The following is a 21,467-nucleotide window of genomic DNA, read 5'->3' as shown; positions in this document are numbered from 1 at the left end:
CGCCCGCCCCGGCCGAAGTGCCACCCGTGGCAGCGGACCTGCCCACCGCGCCGGAGGCCGAAGCCCAGGCAGCCGCCCCCCGAGCCCGGGACGAGGCGCGGGAAGCGGCGCCCGCCGCCTTGTCCGCCCGGCGCGCCGCCCCGGCACCGCTGGCCAGCGCACCACGCACCCTGGGCAGCCCCTTGCTGGCCGCCGCCTCGCGCGGCGCCGTGGCCGATGCGCGCGAGGCCCTGGCGCAAGGCGCGGACGTGAACGCCGCCGACGTGCGCGGCCGCACCGCGCTCATGCTCGCCGCCCAACGCGGCGACGCCGCGCTGGTGCGCCTGCTGCTCGACGCGGGTGCCGACCCCCAGCACACCGACCACGACGGCCTGCGCGCCCTCGATCTCGCGCAACAGGCGGGCCACACCGACCTCCTGCCGGCGCTGCGCTGAGCCCCGCCGCTACCATGGCGGCATGAACACCCCAGCCTCTTCCTCCTCCGTGCATTTCGGCCACCAGGGCCGTGTCGTCCTTGTCACCGGCGGATCCCAGGGCATCGGCGAAGCCTGTGCGCGCCGCTTCGCGCGCGAGGGCGCGAAGCTGGTGATCGCCGACGTGGCCGATGCGCCCGGTCGCGCCCTCGCGCGCGAACTCGGCGGCACTTACATGCATTGCGACGTGGGCGACAAGGCCGACGTCGACGCCATCGTCGCGCAGGCCCTGGCCACCCACGGCCGCATCGACGTGCTCGTCAACAACGCCGGCATCTTCAAGGCCGCCCGCTTCCTGGACGTGACCGAGGACGACTTCGACGAAGTCCTGCGCGTCAACCTCAAAGGCGCCTTCCTCATGGGCCAGGCGGTGGCGCGCGCGATGGTGCAGCAGGCCGAGGGCGGCAGCATCGTGAACATGAGCTCGGTCAACGGCGTGCTCGCCATCCCCGACATCGCCAGCTACAACGTCAGCAAGGGCGGCATCAACCAGCTCACCCGCGCAATGGCGCTGGCGCTCGCCGACCACGGCATCCGCGTCAATGCGGTCGCCCCCGGCACCATCGCCACCGAGCTGGCGGCCAAGGCGGTGCTCACCAGCGAAGAAGCGCGCCACAAGATCCTGAGCCGCACACCGCTCAAGCGGCTGGGCGAACCCGACGAAATCGCCGACGTGGTGGCCTGGCTGGCCAGCGACGCGGCCAGCTACGTGACGGGCGAGATCGTCACCGTCGACGGCGGGCGCATGGCGCTGAACTACACCGTGCCGGTCTGAGCGACCCGGGGCCGCGCCACCACCGCTTCGCGGATCGGCAGGTGGACCAGCGCCGCGCCCACGGCCAGCACGATGTCGATGTACCAGACCCAGTCGTAGCTGCCCGTGGCCTCGAACACCTGGCCGCCGAGCCAGGCGCCGAGAAAGCCCCCCACCTGGTGCGCCAGCATCACGATGCCGAACAGCATGGCCATGTTGCCGGTGCCGAAGAACTTGGCCACCAGGCCCACCGTGGGCGGCACCGTGGAGAGAAAGGTCAGGCCCATGACCGCAGCAAAGGTCAGCAGCACGGCCTCGGTCTTGGGCGCCAGCAGGAACACCAGCACCGCCAGCGCGCGCGAGGCGTACACCAGCGAGAGCAGCGACTTCATGCGCCAGCGGCCCACGGCCCAGCCCATGGCGAGGCTGCCGATGATGTTGAACAGGCCGATCACGCCCAGCGCCCAGGCGCCCACCGGCGCCGGCAGGCCGCACGCGGCCACCACGCCGGGCAGGTGCGTGGCCAGGAACGCCACGTGGAAACCGCAAACGAAGAAGCCGGCCGACAACAGCAGGTAGCTCGGCGTGTTCAGCGCCTGGCGGATCGCCTGACCGGTGGGCAAGGCCACCGGCGCGGGTGCCGCCCCGGCCTTCGCGGCCGGGCCCGGACCCCGCAATACCCAGGCTGCGGGCAGGGCCAGCAACACGATCAGGCCCAGCGCCTGCAGAGCCCCCACCCAGCCCAGGCCCAGCGTGAGCGCGGCAGCCAGGGGCGCCATGAGGAACTGGCCGAACGAACCGCCCGCGTTCACGATGCCGGTGGCCATGCCCCGGCGTTCGGCCGGAATCAGGCGCGCGGTCGCCGCCATCAGCACCGAAGGCCCGGCCATGCCGGCACCGCCGGCCGCGAGCACGCCGATGGCCAGAATCAGACCCCAGGTGCTGGTCATCAGCGGCGTGAGGTAGGTGCCCAGCGCCACCAGCAGCACCCCCACGAGCAGCACGCGCCCGGCGCCGACGCGGTCGGCCACGGCACCCGCGAAGGGCTGCGTGAGACCCCACCAGAGCTGGCCGAAGGCAAAGGCCAGGCTGATGCTGCCCACCCCCAGGCCGGTGGCCGTGTTCAGCGGCGAGAGGAAGAAGCCCATGGTCTGGCGCGTGCCCATGGTCAATGCGAAGGCGCCGGCCGCGGCCAGCAGCACCAGCCACCACACGTAGGGGGCGCGCGGAGTTTCAGTCTTCATGGGTGTCTTCCTCGTGAAACGCGGCCAGCCCCTGGTCCAGCAGCCCGTGCAGCGCGGCCACGGTGGCCACGCCCAGTTTGTCGTTGAGCGAGAGTTGCGCGGCCTTCCAGCGCCGCTGCGCCTGGCGCCGGATCTCCAGCCCGGCGTCGGTGATGTGCACCCGCCGGCTGCGCGCATCGACCCCTTCGCCCATGGCGAGCCAGCCGGCCGCGATCATGGGTTGCAGGTTGCGCGTGAGGGTGGAGGCCCCCATGTCCATGCGCCGGGCCAGTTCACCGGGCGCCAGCGGCCCGAGCCGGTCCACGTGCGTGAGCAGCGAGTACTGCGTGATCTTCAGCCCCGAACCGGCCAGGTGCTGGTCGTAGTGCTGGGTCACGCGGCGCGTGAGCTGGCGCAGCTTGAAGTTGGTGCAGCCCACCGGGGTCGGCGATGTCGCATGGGTGTCGGCATTCATGAAATGATTGTATCTACAATATTTGTACCTGCAAACAAAAAGGAATCGAACCATGACCGTCGAAGAGACCCAGGCCCAGTGGATCCAGCAATACGAAGCCGTGGTGGCCCGCATGAACGCCGGTGCGGGCGTGGGCCTGGCCAACCCCGCCGATCTCGCGGGCCTGACCGGCCTGCAGCAGATGCAGGCCATGCTCGACGGCAAGCTGCCCTACCCGCACATCGCCGACACGCTGGACTTCTCGCTGGTCGAGATCGGTGAGGGCCGTGCCGTGTTCCAGGGCCAGCCCCAGCTCAAGCACTACAACCCGCTGGGCACGGTGCACGGCGGCTGGTACGCCACGCTGCTGGACTCCGCCGTGGGCTGCGCGGTGCACACCGCCATGCCGGTGGGCCGGGCCTACACGACGGCCGAACTCAGCGTGAACATCGTGCGCGCCGCCTCCTACAAGAGCGGCCCGCTGCGCGCCATCGGCACGGTGATCCATGCCGGGCGCCAGCTGGCCACCGCCGAGGGCCGCATCGTCGGGCCCGACGGCAAGTTGTACGCGCATGCCACAACGACCTGCCTGGTCTTTGAAGTGCCGTCAAAATAAGGCCCATGCGACTTCTACACACCATGCTGCGCGTGGGCAACCTCCAGCGCTCGATCGACTTCTACACCCAGGTGCTGGGCATGCAACTGCTGCGCACCTCCGAGAACCCCGAGTACAAGTACTCGCTGGCCTTCGTGGGCTACGAGGGCAACCCGGCCCAGGCCGAGATCGAACTCACCTACAACTGGGGCACCGAGAGCTACGAGCTGGGCACGGCCTACGGCCACATCGCCCTGGGCGTGCCCGACGCCTACGCGGCCTGCGAGAAGATCAAGGCCGCGGGCGGCAACGTGACGCGCGAAGCCGGCCCGGTCAAGGGCGGTACCACGGTGATCGCCTTCGTGACCGACCCCGACGGCTACAAGATCGAACTAATTCAAACCAAATCAACAACTTACGATGACGGACGCCATTCGGACGCCAATAACACTGATCCACTGCGCAGCGCGTAGCAGATGAGCAACAGAAGCCCGCACAAGCGGGCTTCTTTTTGTCCAGTGATGGCACGCAGCCGTGGCCACCAACTTCCGTTCCCAACAGGAACTGCCGTCCAGTTCGTGGTGCCGATCGGCAGTTCAACACTGATGGCGCTACTTGGGTCTGGCTGTTGAGTAACGGCTGCTGCGGTAAGGAGCGGCGGGGTCGCGTGGCGATCTCATCTGTGATAGTTGTGGGGATGGCGTCAAGAGCCGCCGGAGGAAACAATGTCTGAGAAAGAAGAATTTGACGCCGATCAGGCGCAACGGTTGTTGACCGCCTGGAAGACGCTAAAGGCCAGGAAAATGAGGGTCGCCCCGCATCTGGAAAAGCAGGCAGCGGAGTTCATGGCCGCGCCGCTTCAAATGAGCGGGCTGGTCGATACGAGCGGCCTTTCGGACGAGGCCATTTCATTCGGTCGCATGGCCGGAATGGGGGTCAGGCTCCTCGATTCCCGGAGCGAGAAACCGACCCCGCCCCACCTCCACGTGAGAGAGGCTCAATTGGAGCTGTTCCGGCTCTTCGCCCAACTCTTCGACGCGTTGACCGGGCGGGAGGTTGGACTGGTTGCCGGGGAGGAAGAAATTCGCGAACGCATGATGTGGCGCATCGCGCACGAGGACTCCGAGATGGCGACGCGCGTGAATGCCGCAGCCGAGCAACTGGAAGCGTTCTACGCCGCAAACGCGCATATAGCCTTCGGGCACGCCAAAACGCTCGGCGGCATGCGCCTGGTCACGGGCGGTCAGCGAACCTTCGGGCCGTCGGCCCTCAAGGCTGTGCGCATCACCGGACTCTATGCAGACACGCAGCTGATCCCGGACCCTATACATCCGTTCTTCACGTCCGATCTCCGTCTTAACGCACTGCACCTTCAGCTAGCGAACGCCCTGTTCCACATCCTGCAACTGCGTCCGCTCGTGGATGCGGGGTTCCCGGTGCCGCCCGTGTTCGTCTTCCCGAGCTTCGAGCAACCGCTGCAAGACAACGACGCGCACACGATGCATGGAATGGAGCAACTTGCGCTGCGCCTCCTCGGCCCCCTCTGCGACGGCAGCGTCGCGTCGCTCGGCGATCTGTTCGACTACGCCCGCAAGCACGAAGACGAGTTTTTGCAAGCGATCTTGGAGAACCGGCTCTTCGTGCCGCCGGGCGGCGATCCGAATCGCACCTTGCAGCCGAGCGAAGCTGTTCGCGAATACATCGCGCAGCTCGAAGGAGTCCGGTCGGATGAGACTCTCGGCATGCTGAAAAAAATGCCAGCCGGAGTGGTGATCCTGAACGGCGTACTCGAAAGGCTGGCGCCACAATACCATTTGATCGAAAACGCGAACGAGCTCGGCGCACAGCCGCTCCTCTCCCAAGCTGTGCACTGGCACTATTTTGAGAAATGCGCGACCGCGAATGCGGCGGAACTTCGCCGCAGAGACGTCCTCTCAGAGCAGGCCTTGCAGACACTACGTGCGGTGCAGGATGACAGCCTTTCGTGGCTGGCAAACATCCCGGTCGAGGGTCTCTGCGAACTCATCGCCAACAACGAGCATCGCTGGCTGCGCGAAGAACTCAACAAGTACACCAGCCAACTCGCGTGCTCAGGCGAAGTCGGTACCAGCGAGATGGTGCGCGAGGTCAATCACGGCCTCGCCTCGCTCGTCCAGCGGCAACAAAAGGCAATGAACGATATTGAGAAGAAGTACCAACCAAAGAAGTGGGCGGCCTATCTTGGCGGTGGGGCGGGACTGGCTGTTGCGGGAGCAGCGATGCTTCCGATTCTTTCACCGTTCCTCGGCGTGACGATCCCAATAGCCGGCGCTTTGGCAGCCATCGGTGGCGGCGCGCTGGGATTCAGCAAGGAGAAGATCGGCGAACAGGCGGAAAAGCGGCAGGCGCAACGATCGATGATCGGCATGCTCGCGACGGCGCGTCCGAAGTAAGAAGTTTGCCAACGGGTGATATGGCGGTCGGCGTGTTGGCGCACACTGCATAACGCAGGGTCGAAACACCTAGAAGTCACGTCGCGCCGACGATACAGTAGGCTGTCTTGATAACCCACTCACCATAGTCTTTTTCGCGTTGCCCGATAGTGATTGAACATGCATGGGCAACTCTCCTGCACATGATGCGTTCATAGGCCTCAAGTAGCGACGCCTCCACATGTGTGCAGCAAGCGGTGCCTGCAGGACCATCCTTCGCAACCATAGGCGTCCAGTTAGCCAGCCAGTGCTGCATCGATCCCACCGGCGTTCCATTCAATTCCAGAGTCATCCCGCCTTCCCTTGGACGGCTCAGCATTGGAATCTCGCCCGGAACCCAGGCTGGCACATACGGCGGGCGCTGGATAAGGTCAGCATGGAAGTAGCCAACGCGCGCCGGGAGAATGGGTGCTAAAAGAGGCATCACGTGTGAATCATCGCGACTGACTTGCTCACCCTTGAGCGCCGGGGTTATCAGCGCGCAAGTACCGTCGCGCTCAAGCTGTAGACGCCCAAGCAGACGTCGGTACCAATGGATCCAGATTTCGGCTTCTTGACCGGGTAGCAGTGGGACCGCGTACACACTGACGTCGATCGTGAGCGTGGGAGAGGTATGGACGCATCCGGAGAAATGCATTGGGAATGCGAGTGGATCTGAGCGCAAAGCGTTGACCACGTCCAATGCGATCTTGCTGGCCGACCGTTCGACTCCGTCGATCGCAGCATACATCTGCTGGGCAAATGCGGGCGGCCGCCCAGGAGACATCTTCATAAGCGCTGCCTCACCGGGCAAAGCAGTGACAGCGGCCTGCTGAGCACGATCAAGAGGCATCTTCCAGTACTCACACGCGTAGGCGAGCGTTCGCAGGAACGCTGACCGCGCTGCATGAGATCTCTGACCCACGACCATGCCACGTGCTCCTCGCTCACCCTTGACGAAATAGTCAAACTGGTCTGATTCGGGGAAGCCGCGCGTCTGTGAGAGAACCTGGAACTCATATGCCCAATGGGTCATAAAGGGTCTGTCCGAATCCTCTTGCAACTGCTCGAACTCGGTCACGAAAATCCCGGGCAGGATCCGGCCTGACTCCAGAAGGGTCTCTTCCGCGCTCAATTCGGAAAATCTTGGGACAGGCCCGCTATGGCAGCCTGGCCAGGATGGCACCAGCAAAGGTTGGTTGGTTGCGGTTGCCAGCATCAAATCCATTCCCATCGATGGTCGCTGAACAACCGTTCGAATCTCGTTCGCTTCCTGAGATGTGCACCCACTGATGACCAGAGGTGCCAATCCTTCAAGAACTTGTGATTCAAACTTGCATGCGCCGACCCATTCGAGCAGCACGGGCCAGCCAACCTTCCTACCAGCAGGAGTGCCAAGGGCTTTGGCAAACTCCCATGCCGTCAGTGACTTGGCCGTGGGAATCGGCAGAGCCAACCTGGCGGCCGCGATCGCGGCAACGAGTGAAGCGTCCATCAGACAGCTTCCGGCAGCCATGCAGGCCGTTGCAGAGGTTGCATGTCAAACTCACCGCTGCTGATGTCTACGATCGTCTCGGCGAGCGCCGAGGCTTTGGCGGTTTCCCCAAGTTCCAGCAGAAAAGAAACAAGGACGGTGCCGGCGGCGACACGTCCGGCTCCGTGGCGATTCGCCTCGCGGACGGTGGTGCGCCTCAGGAATTCCTCCCAGCGTTTGGGATAGTGGGTAACGACGGCGGTCAATCGGCATTCGCTTTCCTCAGCCCCGTAGAACTGCGGCTCCCAGCCAGACCGTTCGATGTGCGCCAGAACCAGCCATTCAAATGCACGAGCAGGCCCCTCTGCCTCCAGGCTAACTGGAAAGCAAAGATCAAGAAGCTCAGAGCCGCGGCGGCGCAGACCCTTTTGACCATGAACTCGTTTGACAGCCTTCAGCAGGGCGGCCTGGGCCCCGGCTTGACGCCAGTGCTCGAACCATTCAGGCAGGAGCTTGCGTTCCAGTTCGTATTGGCGCATGGCTTCAAGGGCGGCGAGGTATTCGTCCAGGTTAGCAGGGGGAAAGTCTTTCGGATTCGGTGCTGGCGCGCCAGGGGAGCCTGCCGGCGCTGCCCGGGTTTCCCTTTCTGGTGGCGTCCGCCTGGGGCCTTCGCTGGAAAGCTCACGCCAGCGTTTTGCCAGCGCGACGGTCTCGGGGCGGCCTTCGAGCGCGGCGAAGCCCGTGTGGTCCCAGAGGAATGCCGCCATCGCTACGGCCATTGGGTCTCGCCCGTCGGCTGCTTTGGCGAACACAGCAAAGCACTGTTCGGCGACGTACCACTCCTCCTGAGCCAGCCAGTGCCGGTAGTACGCCGCGAAATGCTGGGGGAATAGCTTCAGGATCAGTCCCGCAAGATCTGACTCGTAAAGACCGGCGTCCTCCGTCATGTCGGTGATCCGTTCCATGATGGGTGCGAGCTTAAGGACGAGTCGTGAAGCCGTTTCGCGATCGGCCGCTGCCAGCTCCTCTACCATGCGGATCACATGGTGCAGATAGGAGTCCTTGCGCCAGCCATAGCCAATGACCCACCTGTAGGCGCTCTCCAAGATTTGCCTGGCATCCGTTCGCAGGCCATAGGCCGTGGCCCACTCGGCCAGTGACGCCAGTTCATTGGCCGCCTCACTGAACCTGATGACTTCGCTAGCAATGGCGGTCGCTTGAGTTCGTATTTCCTCTGCCGCCAGACGCGGGTCAACCAGGCGATATCCCAGATTAAAGAAAAGCTCTCTCCAAAGATCTTCCGCAAACATCGGGCCTGAGGATCGGGCAGCAATCCATTCCCCATCGGGTATGTGGTCCAGCTTGCTGCGCGGTTTAGTCAGCAGGAACAGGTCAGCTGCAATCAGCGTGGCTGCCTTGCGAAATGCCCGGTAGTCAAACATGGCGTCATAGCCATTCACGTCTGGGCGCTCCAGCTCAAGCAGCCGATAAGGCAGTGCAAATGCGGTCGCGTCGCCGCGCGCAAGCACCTTGCCCACAGTCTGTGCGACCAAGTCCAGCCGCTTCAGGGCACCAGCCAGCCAGGGACGGGCCCTGGGGCGGGGCATGGCACTGGAATCCGGGGCGCCATTGAGCGAGAGCGAAGCGCTGACGCAGTGGAAGAACGCCTCATGCAGGTAGGTCGCAAACCCCGAATCGCTCTCCTGGAACCGATCACCCTCCATGTCCAGGACTGGGTGTCGGTGCAGGGCACGCCAACGGGGCACCGCGCTCGGTGCATACAACTGCGCCCAGCACATAGCCAGGGGATGCCGGCCGAAACGGGAAAAGACTGGCCAGACGTGCAGAGCGGCGCTCGTGAATCCAGCCATGCGTACGGCCTCTGCCTCAAATTGCTTTCGCATCCTCAGCGGCATCGCCACATCACAGAAGGACAGCAACCGTTCCAGCGTGCCAGTGGTCGCAATGTGCGCGAGGAACGTCCGAAAAAAGCTGTCATCCTCAAGGCGCTGAAGAAATCTCACAACGTTGGGCGGATCAAAGTCGTTTGTCTTGGCGATGATTTCCAGAAGAAGAGCGGCGTCGGCTTCATACTCGCCCCGCCCGAAGCCTTGCGCCGCCACTTTGGCATTGAACCTGCGGCGCATCTTCCCCTGAACCTCGATGGCGGACTCAATGTTGGCAAGGCCCAAATACATCAAGGCCAGCAGGTGCAGCTCCTCGAATGAAGCCGCGTTGAGTTCGGCCGCGAGCAGATCCACAACGTTCGGGTCATTGCAGACTAACTTTGCGCTGCGCCAAAGGATCGAGGAATCGTCAACCTGGAAGGTCAGGCCGTTTTCGAACCGGTGCTTGAGCGCGCGTTTGCGCAGCAGGAGGCCGTATTCAGCCTGGTCGAAGGCCGCGTCTTCCGCGGCCTCCAGAATGCGGCTGACCTGCTCGCCTGAGTAGCCCTGGGCCAGGGATGACACCAGCCAATCTCGGGTTGTGCCTGCAAGGAGTTCTGCAGAATGACCGATGCTGTGTTGGTAGATCCACAGCCATGCCCATTGAAGGTAGTGTGGCGCATCCGACTTGAGCCAGGCGGCTACGCGAGGCTGCAGGACCCGTGCCCGCGCCTGGTGGTCCTCGCGCGCACGCACAAAGACATGCAAGCTGCCGTGGAACGCCCGCAATCCAGCATCGGTCTCCACCAACAAGTGTCCCAACTCGGGCATCACGATGCTGCCCTGCACGTTCAGGCAGCTTTCTAGCCCTTGCTCGGGCCAGATGAAGGACGCTGACGCCAGCAGATGAAGAGCGTCCTTGGCAAGGCTGGACAGACGTCGCCACATGCCCTGGTAGTACGCCTGAACATCTGGCGACGGTGCAGGATCCGCTTCGTGAACGCGCGCAGCGGTCAGTTCCCGGTGGTCGCTGGCTAGGCGCTCAAAAATGTAGGTGAGAACCAGGGGATGACCGCCTGAGACCGCGATGAAAGCTTGTGCCAGATCCGGAAGCATGTCGGGCCGGCCTCCAGCAGGCAGATCAAAAGAATCCCCCGCGTATTGGGCTTCCAACCAGTGGTGGACCGCCTGCAGATCCATCAGCGGAAGCTCGACCCATTGCGCAGGATAAACGTGGTCCGTCAGCCGGCCGGGCAGACGGCTCGCGTCGATTTTCTGAGTACCGATCAACAGGGACACATTGTTCGGAACGGGAAGCAGTTGCCTGAAAAGCCCTTCCAGCGGAGAGATGTCCTCGTCGTTCTCCCGCCAGACGTGGTCTAGCCCGTCGACAACAACCGTGAAAAGCTTGCCTTCGGCGCCGTAGTGCGCCCCGCACGCCTCGATGCATCCCCGCAAGTCATTGCTTTCCGGATCAGGCGGCAGGCTGACGGCCGGATGCTGGGTGCGCATCTGCCAGATCAGCGAATTCGCTGCAGCGTTGACCGTGAGCCTGTCGCTGCTATCGAGCAGATCAAGGAAATAGTGGTGCCGAATGAACGGCAGTTGGACTTCCCCCAAACGCTGACATACAAAGCTCAGGAAAGTACTTTTTCCCTGGCCTGGTGATCCCCACAGAACCCGCACTACTGGCTGCCGCGTCAACTCGGCAAGAAAATGGTCTGCGAACTCCCGGTCGGGAGGCCGATAGTCTTCAGGAATTCTGAATTCCTGGTTGAGAATTCGAGGCCGGCGTGCGGAGATGACGCCGCGCAGAACGGCCATCGTGATGCGCCCGGCCGGCGCAGGAGCGTTTTTCCAGATGGTCCAATCGAGGCCGTTACGGTACAGATTCAGCCAGCCGTCTCGATCGGTGTGCCGGGGAACCAACTGATCGAGGACTCGCCGTTCGAGCGATTCGAAGCCCGCAAAGCTATGGTCAAAGCGAAAGAGGGAAAAAAAGGCCTGCGCCTTGTCCGTGCCACCTAGCTCGGTGTCGATGCGTGACTTCAGTTCGGCGTGGAGACGGGGGTAGTCGACATGTGCCCCCGTCAAATGCGCCGCGAACTCGTCATCCGGCCGCCGATTGGTCAGCAGGGTCGCTGAGTAGACGGATGTAGACCCCACTTCCGTTGCCGCAGCGGACCATTTCTGCAGCAACGAGGTTCCGCGGCTTCCCTTGCGTGACAACAGCCATTCCCACGACAGCGCGTGCTCGGGGCGGAACGCGTCGACCGTGAACTTGACCTGGGTCAGTTCCCGCAAACCATCGCGGCGGGCAGCGACCAAGTCATCGAGCCCTTTCGCGCCTTCCTTATCCGCCTCGAACGTCACCCAGTCGTAGCGGCCGGGATCGTCAAGCCACTCGGCGAGCAGCTTGAATCCCACCAGGGTTTGGTAAACGTAGCCAGCCAGTGGAATGGTCGTTGGTTTGATCATTGCATTCATCGTGGCGCCGGTTTGCCTTCAGTTCTTTCGGGTTGGCACTACTCTGGAATTCTTGGGAAATCGGTAGGGATGGGGAGGTACACCACCAGAGCGGATACTCGTTCGTAGCGGATATCCAGGTACGGCCACTTCAACTTGCAATAATGTCCGAAACAACGCAAGGCGCGCGTACTGAATTAGCAAAATCGTTATGACCATCCCGCTGGCGAGCCGTATCCGCCAATCAGAGATCAGGCACCATTAATGGAGGGACATCGTGGGGTTATACGAGAGGTGGTGCGAGTCCACCAAAGAAAAGAACAAGCGCAAGCACTACTGGACCTATGTCGAGAAGGTCGGAGGCCGCGACGATATCCGCGATGACCTCGCTGAGACCATTCGCTCGCACTACGACCGACTCGAACGCATTGCCGATGACGTAGAGCGACTTGGATACAAGGTCGCCGCCAAGATTCTGAGCGCGGCAATGCCTCAGACGGAAAAGGGCCGCTCGGGCGATCTCGGCGAAATCCTTGCAACGGAGTTGGTTGAGGAAGAGATCGGCCTTCGCGTCCCTGTGCGCCGGCTCCGTTACAAGGACGGCCGCAACATGGCCATGCGCGGCGATGACTTCATCGGCGCCGGCTACGGCGGTGAGAAGCTCTGGCTCCTGAAGGGTGAGGCCAAAAGCAACAAGAAGCTTGGAAAATCCACGGTCGCCAGTGCTCGCAAAGTGCTCGACCGTGACAGTGGCCGTTGCACGCCGGACTCGCTGCTGTTCGTTGCCAATCGCCTGCTGGAAAGCGACGACCCTGACGACAACGCGCTGGGGCGCGATCTCCGCGACGAGGTGGGTCTCAATTCCCTTCAAGCAGATCACATTGACCACATGCTCTTCACCGTGTCGGGTAACGGTCCCCACGCTTCCTTGAAGGACGATCTGGACGCTGCTGGTACCAACCGCGACCACTACGTTGTGAACATCCACGTCGAGGATCACCAAGACTTCATCGCGGCCATGTACCAGGAGGCAGAAGATCTTGGAGACGCCTGACGAACTGACCGCCTTCCTCACCGCTGCGACCGTCGACGGCGTTCTTGGTCGCCTCCTATATCGCGGCGCAGCATGGTCGCTGATGCGGGAGGCAGGCGTGTTACCGCAAAACGCGCCTGCCCTGGGCGCGACCATCGAAACCGATCTCGCCGAGCATGGCTTCGCTCTACTTCGGGGCGCCATGGCACTGCGCACTCAGGCCGGTTCGTCTGAGCTGACAAGCAAGGCTTTCGAGCGGGCCGCCAACGCCTTCGAAGCTCTGGTTCGAAATGGTGATCCCGAGGTGCCCGATCGAGGTTTCCGCCGCATCATCGCCGCCGCTGCCTATCACCTAGCAGGCTTCTCGGCCGTGGCCTACTCTCTCTTCAACGAGACGGCAGAAGACCTCAACGCTACGCCGGGCGAAACAGCCATCCGTCACTTGATCTTGCGCGACCTCGACCAGTTGCGCGGTTTCGTTCGTGATTGGCTTGGCAACGAGGCCCACGGCGATAAGCAGATGGCCGAGGCCCTTGGCGGCGACGATCCCGACATTGATGAGGTTTTGTCCACCATCCTCAATACGACGATCTGCCGGGCGTTGGCATTCTTCGAATTTGCACTTGAGACGGGCGAACAGGAGCCGATCGAAAGTGCAAGGGACCTGCTCGCAACAGCTGTCAGCCTGGCCGACAACGCCGAGAACGTCCCTTTGTGGTGGATTTCGAAGCTATGCAGCCACCTCATCGACGAACTTTGGCAGCACTCGCTTCACCAAAGGCTGCCGACCGAACCACCCGAGGGGACGGAAGAAAAGTACCCCGATCTGCGTCGGCTGTTCATCTCATCGCTCTACGCCCGGAAGACCTCAGAAGTGGAGCTATGGCCTTCACAGCGCGAGGCCGCCCTACGCTCCACGAACATGACGGACGACTTGGTTGTGGCCCTGCCAACCAGCGCGGGCAAGACACGCGTCGCCGAGATCTCAGCTCTGATGACGCTGTCTTCAGCACGCCGGGTCCTGATCGTCACGCCGCTGCGCGCGTTGTCGGCTCAGACTGAGCGTTCTTTCCGAAGGACTTTCGCGCCACTTGGGTTCAGCGTCTCCTCACTCTACGGGGCCAGCGGCCTGTCAGCGGGCGATGAGGACGCCCTGCGATCCCGCGAGATCATCATCGCCACGCCAGAAAAGCTCGACTTCGCACTGCGAAGCGACCCGTCCTTGATCGATGACGTCGGCTTGATCGTCCTCGATGAAGGCCACATGATCGGACCGAGCGAGCGCGAGATTCGCTATGAGACGCTCGTGCAACGCCTGCTACGACGCGCAGACGCGGCCGGACGCCGGATCGTCTGTCTCTCCGCTATCTTGCCGAGTGGTGACGAACTTGACGATCTCACGGCCTGGATACGCTCCGACGAACCCGGCGAACCTGTGCGTTCAGACTGGCGTCCCACGCGCCAGCGCTTCGGCGCGCTGACCTGGCGCCGCAAGGATGCACTGCTGCGACTCGACCTCGACGACGACGGTCCATTCCTTGACAAGTTCGTCGAGGAGAAGCCCGCGCGGGGCAGGGAGAGAAATCCCTATCCGCGCAAGAACTCGCACCTCGCGCTCTTTGCGGCATGGGAGTTCGCCGGCCAAGGCAAGCGCACCCTAATCTTCTCCACCCAGGCCAACTGGGTGGAGAGCTACGGCAAGCAGGTCGTTGACCTCTGCAAGCGCGGCTATCTCGAACCCCTTCTGGAGGACGAGGCGCCAATCGCACGTGCGCTGGAAGTCGGCACAGAATGGCTGGGCGAGAATCATCCAGCCGTCGCCAGCCTGAAGGTCGGCGTCGCTATTCACCATGGCCGCCTGCCGAGTCCGTTCCTACGTGAGCTTGAAATCCTCCTGTCCGATGGCGTACTGAAGGTCATCGTCGCTTCACCGACGCTCTCACAGGGGCTCAACCTCAACGCTGCTGTTCTGCTCGTGCCTGCGCTCTATCGGGCTGGAGAAAAGATCAAGGGCGAGGAATTCGCGAATGTCGCCGGACGCGCCGGGCGCGCCTTCGTCGATGTCGAGGGCCTAATCGTCCACGTCATGTTCGATAGGACCAACTGGCGAAGGAGGGAATGGAGAAAGCTGGTTGACTCCGCTAAGGCCCGCACCCTCAAGAGCGGACTCATCCAGATCGTTGCTGAGATCCTTGAGCGTTTGTCGCGCGAGGGCGTGCTTGATCGCGACGACGCATGGGAGTACCTCGCCAACTCCCGAGAGGGTTGGAGATCACCCGACGAAGAAGCCGAGGTGGCCGAGCGCCTCGCCACTGCCGTGGAATACGACCCTGACGGTGATGAAAGTGATGAGGAAGGCGGTGAAGACGATGAAGAGGAAACAATCGACGAGGAGCCACTGTCGCAGCTTGTCGAGCGCCTCGATGCGACCGTGTTCGGCCTGGTTGAAGCGCTGGATGCCGATCGCGCTGATCTCCCGAAGCTGCTGGACGAAGCGCTTAAGGGTTCGCTTTGGGCCCGTCAGATCGCTCGCGAAGAAGAGGATGTCGCGCCTGTGCACAAGAAGGTGTTCGAAGCACGCGCCGACCTCATTTGGAAGACCACAACGACACAGGCTCGGCGCGGACATTTTGCAATGGGTGTTGGGCTCGAAGCTGGCCTCGCCATCGACGCCATGGCCGATGAACTCGCCGAACTGCTCGATCGAGCCGACGACGCAGCACTGAACGGCGATCTCAATGAGCTCGCTGGCGCCCTCGGCGGTCTAGGCGAGCGCCTGCTCTTCATGCGCCCCTTCATCCCTGACAAGGCGAACGCGCTACCAGCGAACTGGAAGGACATCCTTCGACGCTGGGTGTCCGGCGAAGAAGTTTCCAAGATCGGTCCGCAGAACATGCGAGCGATCGAAGAGGCCTTCACCTATCGCTTGGTTTGGGCGCTGGAAGCCGTTCGCACCCGCCGCATGTCCCTCGGATGGTCGCCGGACAAGGTGGCGGGCGGCGCAGCGGCAGCGGTCGAGACCGGTGTCCCGCAGTTCATGATGGCAATGCTGATCCGTGCGGGCCTGCCGTCACGACGCGCCGCCATGGCGGCCATTGAAGACGCCCTGCCCGTCTTCGTCACGCCGGCAGAGATGCGGGTTTGGCTTGAATCCGACGAGGTATCGGCCAACACCGACGCAGGCGACTGGCCAACGCCTGACACTGCTGCACTATGGGCACGCTTTCGAACGGAAGCTCTGAGCAGTGGCATTCAGAAGTGGTCCGTTGAACGCTACAAGCGTCTGCTCGACATAGAGGCCGCCCCACCCGCCGGGCTCTATCGTATCGTCACCAACGAGGGGGATGGACGAACTTGGCTGACAACCCCCGACTACCAGCGGGTCGCCGCGTTTAAGAAGCCAGCGGTCGATCCCAAACCTAGCCTCTTCTCAGGGCGGCTGCTGGGCAATACTAGGCTCGTGGAAGCACTGCGCGTGGGCCGTGGAAAACTGCGCTGGCCGCCCGCCGATGCGTAGATGGGAACCGTAGACGTGATCTATGCCTGGATCGACGATAGCAAGAGCGTCCCTGTTGCTAAGGGGGAGTAGCTGTGTTGACCCAGTAATAACCTGCTCAACCATGCCTGCCCGTCTGCGAATTTTCGACTATCTAGGCAGCCGGAAAGCGCCCGTGCAGCACACGACCGGCAGAACTCACGCAGTCAAAGCGATGACACTCGCTAAAGCAACCGTGCTCGTGTGACTGGCGCTCACCAACCAATGGGCGATCCCCCGTTCACTCGCAATTTTCATCAATCGACGGTGTAGCACCACAGTCGGTGCGCCGCTCCGCTGAGAGACAACCTCGACGTCCGTAAAAGCGATGCCATCGCCCCAACCTGTGCCCAGTGCTTTCAGTACGGCCTCCTTGACGGCAAAGCGGGACGCAAGTCTTTCTGTTCTGTCGCCCCCCTCATCCGCGGTGGCCAATTCTGCAGTCGTGAAGTAACGATCCAAGAAGTCGCTCGCCTGTTTGTTTACGAGGCGGGCAAAATCTGCGGTGTCGACAACATCCACGCCATGAGCCACGACGTTCCGAAAATTCAGAAACTGCGTCTCGCCGGTCATTCCAAGGCCTCCTCTCAATAGATCATTCGAATAGCCATCAAGGCTTGTGAGCGGGCCTCCGCCGAGCGCGTTTCGGTGGACCGATAAAGGTCAGGCTCTTCGCGTCCTGATCAACCAATATCTTCCCGCCACCAGCACTCAGGACTTGGCGCCAAACCTCGAATCCGACCAAGATCGCGCGCTGCCACTCACCTAGCGACCGCTCACGCACTTCGAGTAGCGACGTCACGCCTTTGACCGTACGCAGCAACTTGTAGTCCAAGTCGGTGACACCTTCGAGCCACCGATGCTCCTTCGCGTAGTCGAAAACCAGCGCCGCAACACCCTCATCCAGAACCTGGGCTCGGCCGCCGTCCTGCACCTCGTCGACTTGTGGATCGCTCTTGCGCTTCCGTTTCAGAAGCTTCCGAATAACAGGCGACCAGCCGAGTACCGCGACGTAGCCCAGATGGAAGACGTCGTGAAATCGATAACCATCAGGGTCATCAGCGTTGTCGGTCAAGTCGTCACCAATCTGCTTGCCGTTTACACGCATCCGAATCTTCGTTCGCCCCTTGACCATGACCTCGCTGAGTTCAACCTCGAAACGTCGAGGCAGCCGCTCGTTCTCCTCGAACTCGGCATCGAAAGCGCGCGCCCCGGAATCCTGCGGCCCCCAACGATCCCGGGTCTTCTTCAGATTTGCGTCCGCGACATCACTCAGTTTGAGATCGAACTTCGCAGCGACATTTGCGATGTACCAGAGCAAGTCACCCAATTCTTCCGCCACGCGGTCCCTGAACAGAAGATGGGAATCGCCGTCTCGAAGGTGCTTCTTGTACTCGCTGAGCAGTTCGCCCGTCTCACCTGCCAGCCCGAGCAAGGGAACCACGAGATCGGTTCCTGCATCGCCACTTCTTTGTCGCGAAGGAACGCGATCAGTCTTCTGTGCTTCTCGCTGGTAGGTGTTCAAGTTCATCACGAATTTCCTAAGTCCAAGGTTGACTGGGCAACTGACCTGTTCGCAGACATCTCACCCCTTTTTGGGCTGGTACGACTCGAAAGGTCTGCCTCAATCTTCGAATTGATACCCCATTTGGGTGGGTACCAAGGCTGGTCCAAGGGTCCGGTCGGAGAAAACTTCTGCTTGATGCGTGTCCGCCCCGAGATGCCGGCTACGTCCGGGTGGGCCACCCGCGCGTACTTGTCAACCTCGCAAAAGAGGTTTTGGCAATCGATCAATTGCAGCCTGCGCCCCCACAGTGATTGGAACTTGATGCCGAGCCGCTCGAACTCGCGCTCCTGGTTGTCAGCCATCAATCGGATCAGCTCCGCTTCGTTAAGGCCCGCGCTGTCGCGGAAGCACTTTCTGAGGCCATCGCGAGCACCAGGGCCCGGTATGACGAAATCCATTTCCGAGAAGTCGGTGACTTCGCTGTAGTTGATGTCCGTCACAAACTGGTATGCCAGAAAGTCCCCAATCGTTGGGTAGCTTCTGAGCAATTCGAACGCGGTCTGCATCTTCTTCAATTGCGCCAACTGACCAGCAAGGTCATCAGCCATCATGCGTTCCAGTAGGCGCAAATGGTTCTGATGCTTGGCCGTATGCCCGAAAGCGGAACCTCCGGGCGGCATGATGTAGGCAGCCGAGTAGATTCGCCCCCCTGCCCTCATCGCCTGGCTCAGAACCTTGTCGTAGTGCTCGAACTTGTAGTTCTTGAAGGTGATCTCACCGAAAGAGTGTTCAAGCAACTCCCAAGTCTCGATCTTGTTGAACAACTTGAACAGCAACGTGCGGAAGAGCACCTCGGACGGCGACTGTGGGAGATCATTGCGGTAGATCACATGCCTGATCAGATACTGGCTGACGCGATCCGAAGCGCGATACGCGTTCGTAAACTTGTGAACGGAGATCACCGGATCGCTGGTCCATGGCGCGGGTTTGCCCATCAGCCTCTGGCAGAACACGTTCTGCCGCTCCACCGCGAACCGCCAATAGCTATCAAATACCGGCGTGACCTTGATCGGCAGCAGGTGTGACGGACCATCGGTCGATGCTGAAGCGGCCACGGCGTCATTCTCCGAAGGCACACAGTTCTTGCTGGCTCCAACCCTCACGCTGCAATCTCTACGTCTGTCGCGAGCACATCGCCAGTGTCAGCCTCCTCTTGCATCAGAGGAAAACTTGCTCGGGCTGCAACGATCAGCGGCTGTAGGTCCGGATCAGACTTGGAGATGCGCTCGAACTTCGCGACGCCGACAACGACATTCATTCTCAAAAGCTTGGTTTTCATTTCATGGGCCATGAAGGCGCCCAGTTGGGCAATACCGAGATAATTGCCATATGCCTTCACAAACAGCTGCTGTGTCGCGTAGAAGGCGTTGATGACGAGCCCCTGCTTGGTCGGTTCGAAGCTGACGTGCTGAAGACAGGGAAACTGGAGTTGGGCGTCAGCCACGTGGTCTCGGGCCGGATCAAATACGCTCGCCTGAAACATCGACCGCCGCACGCCCTCCCGTCCCTCAAACTGGGACAGGATCCATTCGAGCTGATTGCCATCGCAGGGGCCGCTCCCGTACCCGGTCATTCGCTCGAAGTAGAGACCGCGGCGGTTGTCCCGCAGATTCATCGCCTGGTAGCGCGGAAATGCATCCTTGTAGTACCGAAACAGCGCGGCGCGATCACCCTGAGCGACCTGCCACAAACGCTGCGGAAAGATCGTGAACGCCACGTCGTCCACGCTTCGCAAGCGTTTGGCCGCGAGCAGCGCATCGAGCGCCTCACGGATGGCCGGTGTTTCCGGAACCGCACCCCGTTCATCGAAGCCAGTCACGCTCAAGATCAGGGGTGATATCTCAGGACCCGCGTGATCAATGACGTGAAGCACTGCCTTGGCCCAGGCCCGTGAAATGTCAGGCTCATCGACGAGGATCGGGCCGATCGAATGGGGAAGCTTACTCATCTGCAGTCTCCTCAAGGTGACGGAATCGAGCCAAACCAACATACTGGCGTCGGGCAATACGGACGTAGGTTGCCCACGGGGTGCCAGGTATTGCCACTCGGGTGATGCCGCACTTTGCAGCGCGAAAAACTCGCCCGGCAGCCAGCTCACGCTCGGGCACGAGCATTGAGGCATCGACAACCACGCTCGAAGGAAGGAGCAGCAGCGCGTCCTGCTCCATGTCGAGCGTCGGTGAATTCCAGTGCTGATCCGCCACAGTGAGCGGAGTGGAAACGACTTCGCCCAGCAGTTCCGTGCGAATCATCTTCGGCGTGATCCGCCCGAGGCGATCACGCTGCACTTGGTTGATCATGCTGATGCCATACGCGAGGTGATTCACAAGAGTCGCCTGGCCTACTCCGAAGTTGCAGGCGATGGCGTACATGTCGAGAGCTGTTGCACGGTTCGGGTCCAGGCCGCGCTTCGCAAAAGCTTCCCGCAGGCCAAGCGTCGGCATCAAGACGAAAGCCGCGAAAGCATCCGCCAGGATCTCGTTTGGAGGACGATCTGCGCTGTTGGCCTGGTCTTCTTGCAATTCGTCGATGGTTGAACCGTGCCCGAAAACGTGGTGACCCAGTTCATGTGCACATGTGAAAGTTCTTCTTGCCAAGGGCCGGAGGGCAGAGACATGGATACGCGGCTTGGGCGTCCGGTCGTACATGCCTTCCATGTTGATATCGTTGAACCGAACTGCAACTTTGTGCGCCTCGCACAAGCCGTAGATACAGGCAGGACTCTTGAGGTCTAAACCCGCCTTCACGCGCGCCTCGATCGACGCCTGCATGCCTTGCATCACAAGGTTTTTTCGTCCTGCGGCCGATGTGTTCAAGGACTGAGCACTCATTTGCGTCCCTCTCCCTCATCAGCGTCCGAGCTGCGCATCGACGCCAGAAGCCGCAGCAGTCGATCCAGGTCGTCGGGCTTCAGCTTGCTCAATTCCCGCGCGGCAAGCTGGAGTCGCGGATCGTTCATTTCGAGCTGTTCAGCCGTTTCGCCAAGTAGCCACGAAACGGTGACATCGTAGGTTTCAGCAAGTTTCACAAGTTCTTCTGCTGAAACACGGCGATTGCCGGCCTCGATCTCAGAAACCGTCGGCCGATGCATCTGCAGCAACTTGGCCACCTGGCCCTGCGACAGACCTGCGGCCTTTCTGGCCTCTCGCAGGCGTTCGGCGATCGCCGAGCGGTGGGTATCCGGGCTGTCCGTCATTGCGCGTTCGCCTGCTTGGGCTCTGCCGCAACTTGCGCTTCTGCAAGTGCGACGACCTTGGCCACGATCTCGTCGATCGTCAGCGCAACACAGGAATCGTCCTGCCGGAAGATGTTCACATCATTGGCGATTGTGATCCCGAGCTTCGCACCCAGCATGCCAATGGCTACGGGCCATATCTTGCTATCAAACTTCGGCAGTTCCTCGATGGGCTTCGTCGCGCCACCAAGCGGCGGGCACTCAAGTTCGCTTGTCGCTTGTATGTTCTGCAGGACTTCCACCAGCGTCGCCTGAATCAGAGCAGCATCCATTTGGATCTCCATGTGGGCCATTACGGTCGGTAAGAATATCTTACCATCAC

Annotated in this window: 18 protein-coding genes; 7 read left to right on the top strand and 11 right to left on the bottom strand. The window is 61.7% G+C overall.

Annotation, left to right across the window (positions count from 1 at the left end):
* Together AC07ZS_RS23030 and AC07ZS_RS23025 are read left to right on the top strand one after the other, a co-directional pair.
* Positions 1-434, top strand: a 434-nt coding sequence (locus tag AC07ZS_RS23030) for an ankyrin repeat domain-containing protein (RefSeq protein WP_494800855.1), incomplete at its 5' end; no start/stop codon positions are given.
* A gap of 22 nt (positions 435-456) precedes the next feature.
* Positions 457-1,248, top strand: coding sequence for an SDR family NAD(P)-dependent oxidoreductase (locus AC07ZS_RS23025; protein WP_494800854.1), 792 nt, complete (start codon positions 457-459; stop codon positions 1,246-1,248).
* On the opposite strand, the gene AC07ZS_RS23020 is transcribed toward AC07ZS_RS23025, so the two are convergent.
* Positions 1,230-2,471: an MFS transporter gene (locus AC07ZS_RS23020; RefSeq protein ID WP_494800853.1), complete on the bottom strand. Its 1,242-nt coding sequence runs from the start codon at positions 2,469-2,471 to the stop codon at positions 1,230-1,232. The two genes, AC07ZS_RS23025 and AC07ZS_RS23020, sit on opposite strands and share 19 nt — an antisense overlap.
* Positions 2,461-2,925 carry a MarR family winged helix-turn-helix transcriptional regulator gene (locus tag AC07ZS_RS23015; protein WP_494800852.1) on the bottom strand — a complete coding sequence of 155 codons (465 nt, stop codon included), beginning with the start codon at positions 2,923-2,925 and terminating at the stop codon, positions 2,461-2,463. The genes AC07ZS_RS23020 and AC07ZS_RS23015 overlap by 11 nt, the downstream gene beginning before the upstream one ends.
* Before the next feature lie 52 nt (positions 2,926-2,977).
* Here AC07ZS_RS23015 and AC07ZS_RS23010 point away from each other — a divergent pair, with 52 nt between their 5' ends.
* The 3 genes from AC07ZS_RS23010 (at position 2,978) to AC07ZS_RS23000 (ending at position 5,931) form a co-directional block, all read left to right on the top strand.
* Entirely contained in the window at positions 2,978-3,520 is a 543-nt protein-coding gene (locus AC07ZS_RS23010) for a PaaI family thioesterase (protein WP_494800851.1), read from the top strand.
* 5 nt (positions 3,521-3,525) lie between these two features.
* A complete protein-coding gene (gene gloA, locus AC07ZS_RS23005; RefSeq protein WP_494800850.1) occupies positions 3,526-3,972 on the top strand; it encodes a lactoylglutathione lyase in 447 nt (148 codons plus the stop codon).
* A gap of 252 nt (positions 3,973-4,224) precedes the next feature.
* On the top strand, positions 4,225-5,931 hold the full coding sequence (locus tag AC07ZS_RS23000; protein WP_494800849.1) for a hypothetical protein: 1,707 nt from the start codon (positions 4,225-4,227) through the stop codon (positions 5,929-5,931).
* A gap of 76 nt (positions 5,932-6,007) precedes the next feature.
* On the opposite strand, the gene AC07ZS_RS22995 is transcribed toward AC07ZS_RS23000, so the two are convergent.
* Together AC07ZS_RS22995 and AC07ZS_RS22990 are read right to left on the bottom strand one after the other, a co-directional pair.
* The gene (locus AC07ZS_RS22995; RefSeq protein WP_494800848.1) at positions 6,008-7,444 is read right to left on the bottom strand and encodes a hypothetical protein; all 1,437 of its coding nucleotides are present in this window, start codon (positions 7,442-7,444) and stop codon (positions 6,008-6,010) included.
* Positions 7,444-11,796, bottom strand: a complete 4,353-nt coding sequence (locus tag AC07ZS_RS22990; protein ID WP_494800847.1) for a hypothetical protein — start codon at positions 11,794-11,796, stop codon at positions 7,444-7,446. Before AC07ZS_RS22990 ends, AC07ZS_RS22995 begins: the two co-directional genes overlap by 1 nt.
* A 256-nt stretch (positions 11,797-12,052) precedes the next feature.
* On the opposite strand from AC07ZS_RS22990, the gene AC07ZS_RS22985 reads away from it, so the two are divergent.
* Both AC07ZS_RS22985 and AC07ZS_RS22980 read left to right on the top strand, forming a co-directional pair.
* Entirely contained in the window at positions 12,053-12,829 is a 777-nt protein-coding gene (locus tag AC07ZS_RS22985) for a HamA C-terminal domain-containing protein (RefSeq protein ID WP_494800846.1), read from the top strand.
* Positions 12,816-16,325, top strand: a complete 3,510-nt coding sequence (locus AC07ZS_RS22980) for a DEAD/DEAH box helicase (RefSeq protein ID WP_494800845.1) — start codon at positions 12,816-12,818, stop codon at positions 16,323-16,325. The genes AC07ZS_RS22985 and AC07ZS_RS22980 overlap by 14 nt, the downstream gene beginning before the upstream one ends.
* 177 nt (positions 16,326-16,502) lie before the next feature.
* On the opposite strand, the gene acpS is transcribed toward AC07ZS_RS22980, so the two are convergent.
* From acpS to AC07ZS_RS22945, 7 genes are read right to left on the bottom strand one after another with little or no spacing between them, the layout of a single operon-like run.
* On the bottom strand, positions 16,503-16,916 hold the full coding sequence (gene acpS / locus AC07ZS_RS22975; protein WP_494800844.1) for a holo-ACP synthase: 414 nt from the start codon (positions 16,914-16,916) through the stop codon (positions 16,503-16,505).
* A gap of 37 nt (positions 16,917-16,953) precedes the next feature.
* A complete protein-coding gene (locus AC07ZS_RS22970) occupies positions 16,954-17,874 on the bottom strand; it encodes a nucleoside triphosphate pyrophosphohydrolase family protein (protein ID WP_494800843.1) in 921 nt (306 codons plus the stop codon).
* Positions 17,874-18,965 (bottom strand): nucleotide kinase domain-containing protein, encoded by a 1,092-nt coding sequence (locus AC07ZS_RS22965; RefSeq protein WP_494800842.1) that lies wholly within the window; start codon positions 18,963-18,965, stop codon positions 17,874-17,876. Before AC07ZS_RS22965 ends, AC07ZS_RS22970 begins: the two co-directional genes overlap by 1 nt.
* Before the next feature lie 44 nt (positions 18,966-19,009).
* Positions 19,010-19,858 (bottom strand): thymidylate synthase family protein, encoded by an 849-nt coding sequence (locus AC07ZS_RS22960; RefSeq protein WP_494800841.1) that lies wholly within the window; start codon positions 19,856-19,858, stop codon positions 19,010-19,012.
* The gene (locus AC07ZS_RS22955; RefSeq protein WP_494800840.1) at positions 19,851-20,741 is read right to left on the bottom strand and encodes an ImmA/IrrE family metallo-endopeptidase; all 891 of its coding nucleotides are present in this window, start codon (positions 20,739-20,741) and stop codon (positions 19,851-19,853) included. The genes AC07ZS_RS22960 and AC07ZS_RS22955 overlap by 8 nt, the downstream gene beginning before the upstream one ends.
* Positions 20,738-21,106, bottom strand: coding sequence for a helix-turn-helix domain-containing protein (locus AC07ZS_RS22950; RefSeq protein ID WP_494800839.1), 369 nt, complete (start codon positions 21,104-21,106; stop codon positions 20,738-20,740). Before AC07ZS_RS22950 ends, AC07ZS_RS22955 begins: the two co-directional genes overlap by 4 nt.
* Entirely contained in the window at positions 21,103-21,417 is a 315-nt protein-coding gene (locus AC07ZS_RS22945) for a hypothetical protein (protein ID WP_060984707.1), read from the bottom strand. The genes AC07ZS_RS22950 and AC07ZS_RS22945 overlap by 4 nt, the downstream gene beginning before the upstream one ends.
* Positions 21,418-21,467 lie beyond the last annotated feature (50 nt).

It is taken from the genome of Hydrogenophaga sp. GW456-12-10-14-TSB4 (genome assembly GCF_059424305.1).
The sequence above is the reverse complement of the archived record's forward strand: the minus strand, read 5'-3'. Positions and strand labels throughout refer to the sequence as shown.

What these genes read in the sequence shown, in the direction of transcription:
- AC07ZS_RS23025 (WP_494800854.1), top strand. Translation starts at nt 457, where the DNA reads ATGAACACCCCAGCCTCTTCCTCCTCCGTGCATTTCGGCCACCAGGGC.
- AC07ZS_RS23020 (WP_494800853.1), bottom strand. Translation starts at nt 2,471, where the DNA reads ATGAAGACTGAAACTCCGCGCGCCCCCTACGTGTGGTGGCTGGTGCTG.
- AC07ZS_RS23015 (WP_494800852.1), bottom strand. Translation starts at nt 2,925, where the DNA reads ATGAATGCCGACACCCATGCGACATCGCCGACCCCGGTGGGCTGCACC.
- AC07ZS_RS23010 (WP_494800851.1), top strand. Translation starts at nt 2,978, where the DNA reads ATGACCGTCGAAGAGACCCAGGCCCAGTGGATCCAGCAATACGAAGCC.
- gloA (WP_494800850.1), top strand. Translation starts at nt 3,526, where the DNA reads ATGCGACTTCTACACACCATGCTGCGCGTGGGCAACCTCCAGCGCTCG.
- AC07ZS_RS23000 (WP_494800849.1), top strand. Translation starts at nt 4,225, where the DNA reads ATGTCTGAGAAAGAAGAATTTGACGCCGATCAGGCGCAACGGTTGTTG.
- AC07ZS_RS22995 (WP_494800848.1), bottom strand. Translation starts at nt 7,444, where the DNA reads ATGGACGCTTCACTCGTTGCCGCGATCGCGGCCGCCAGGTTGGCTCTG.
- AC07ZS_RS22990 (WP_494800847.1), bottom strand. Translation starts at nt 11,796, where the DNA reads ATGAATGCAATGATCAAACCAACGACCATTCCACTGGCTGGCTACGTT.
- acpS (WP_494800844.1), bottom strand. Translation starts at nt 16,916, where the DNA reads ATGACCGGCGAGACGCAGTTTCTGAATTTTCGGAACGTCGTGGCTCAT.
- AC07ZS_RS22970 (WP_494800843.1), bottom strand. Translation starts at nt 17,874, where the DNA reads ATGAACTTGAACACCTACCAGCGAGAAGCACAGAAGACTGATCGCGTT.
- AC07ZS_RS22960 (WP_494800841.1), bottom strand. Translation starts at nt 19,858, where the DNA reads ATGAGTAAGCTTCCCCATTCGATCGGCCCGATCCTCGTCGATGAGCCT.
- AC07ZS_RS22955 (WP_494800840.1), bottom strand. Translation starts at nt 20,741, where the DNA reads ATGAGTGCTCAGTCCTTGAACACATCGGCCGCAGGACGAAAAAACCTT.
- AC07ZS_RS22950 (WP_494800839.1), bottom strand. Translation starts at nt 21,106, where the DNA reads ATGACGGACAGCCCGGATACCCACCGCTCGGCGATCGCCGAACGCCTG.
- AC07ZS_RS22945 (WP_060984707.1), bottom strand. Translation starts at nt 21,417, where the DNA reads ATGGATGCTGCTCTGATTCAGGCGACGCTGGTGGAAGTCCTGCAGAAC.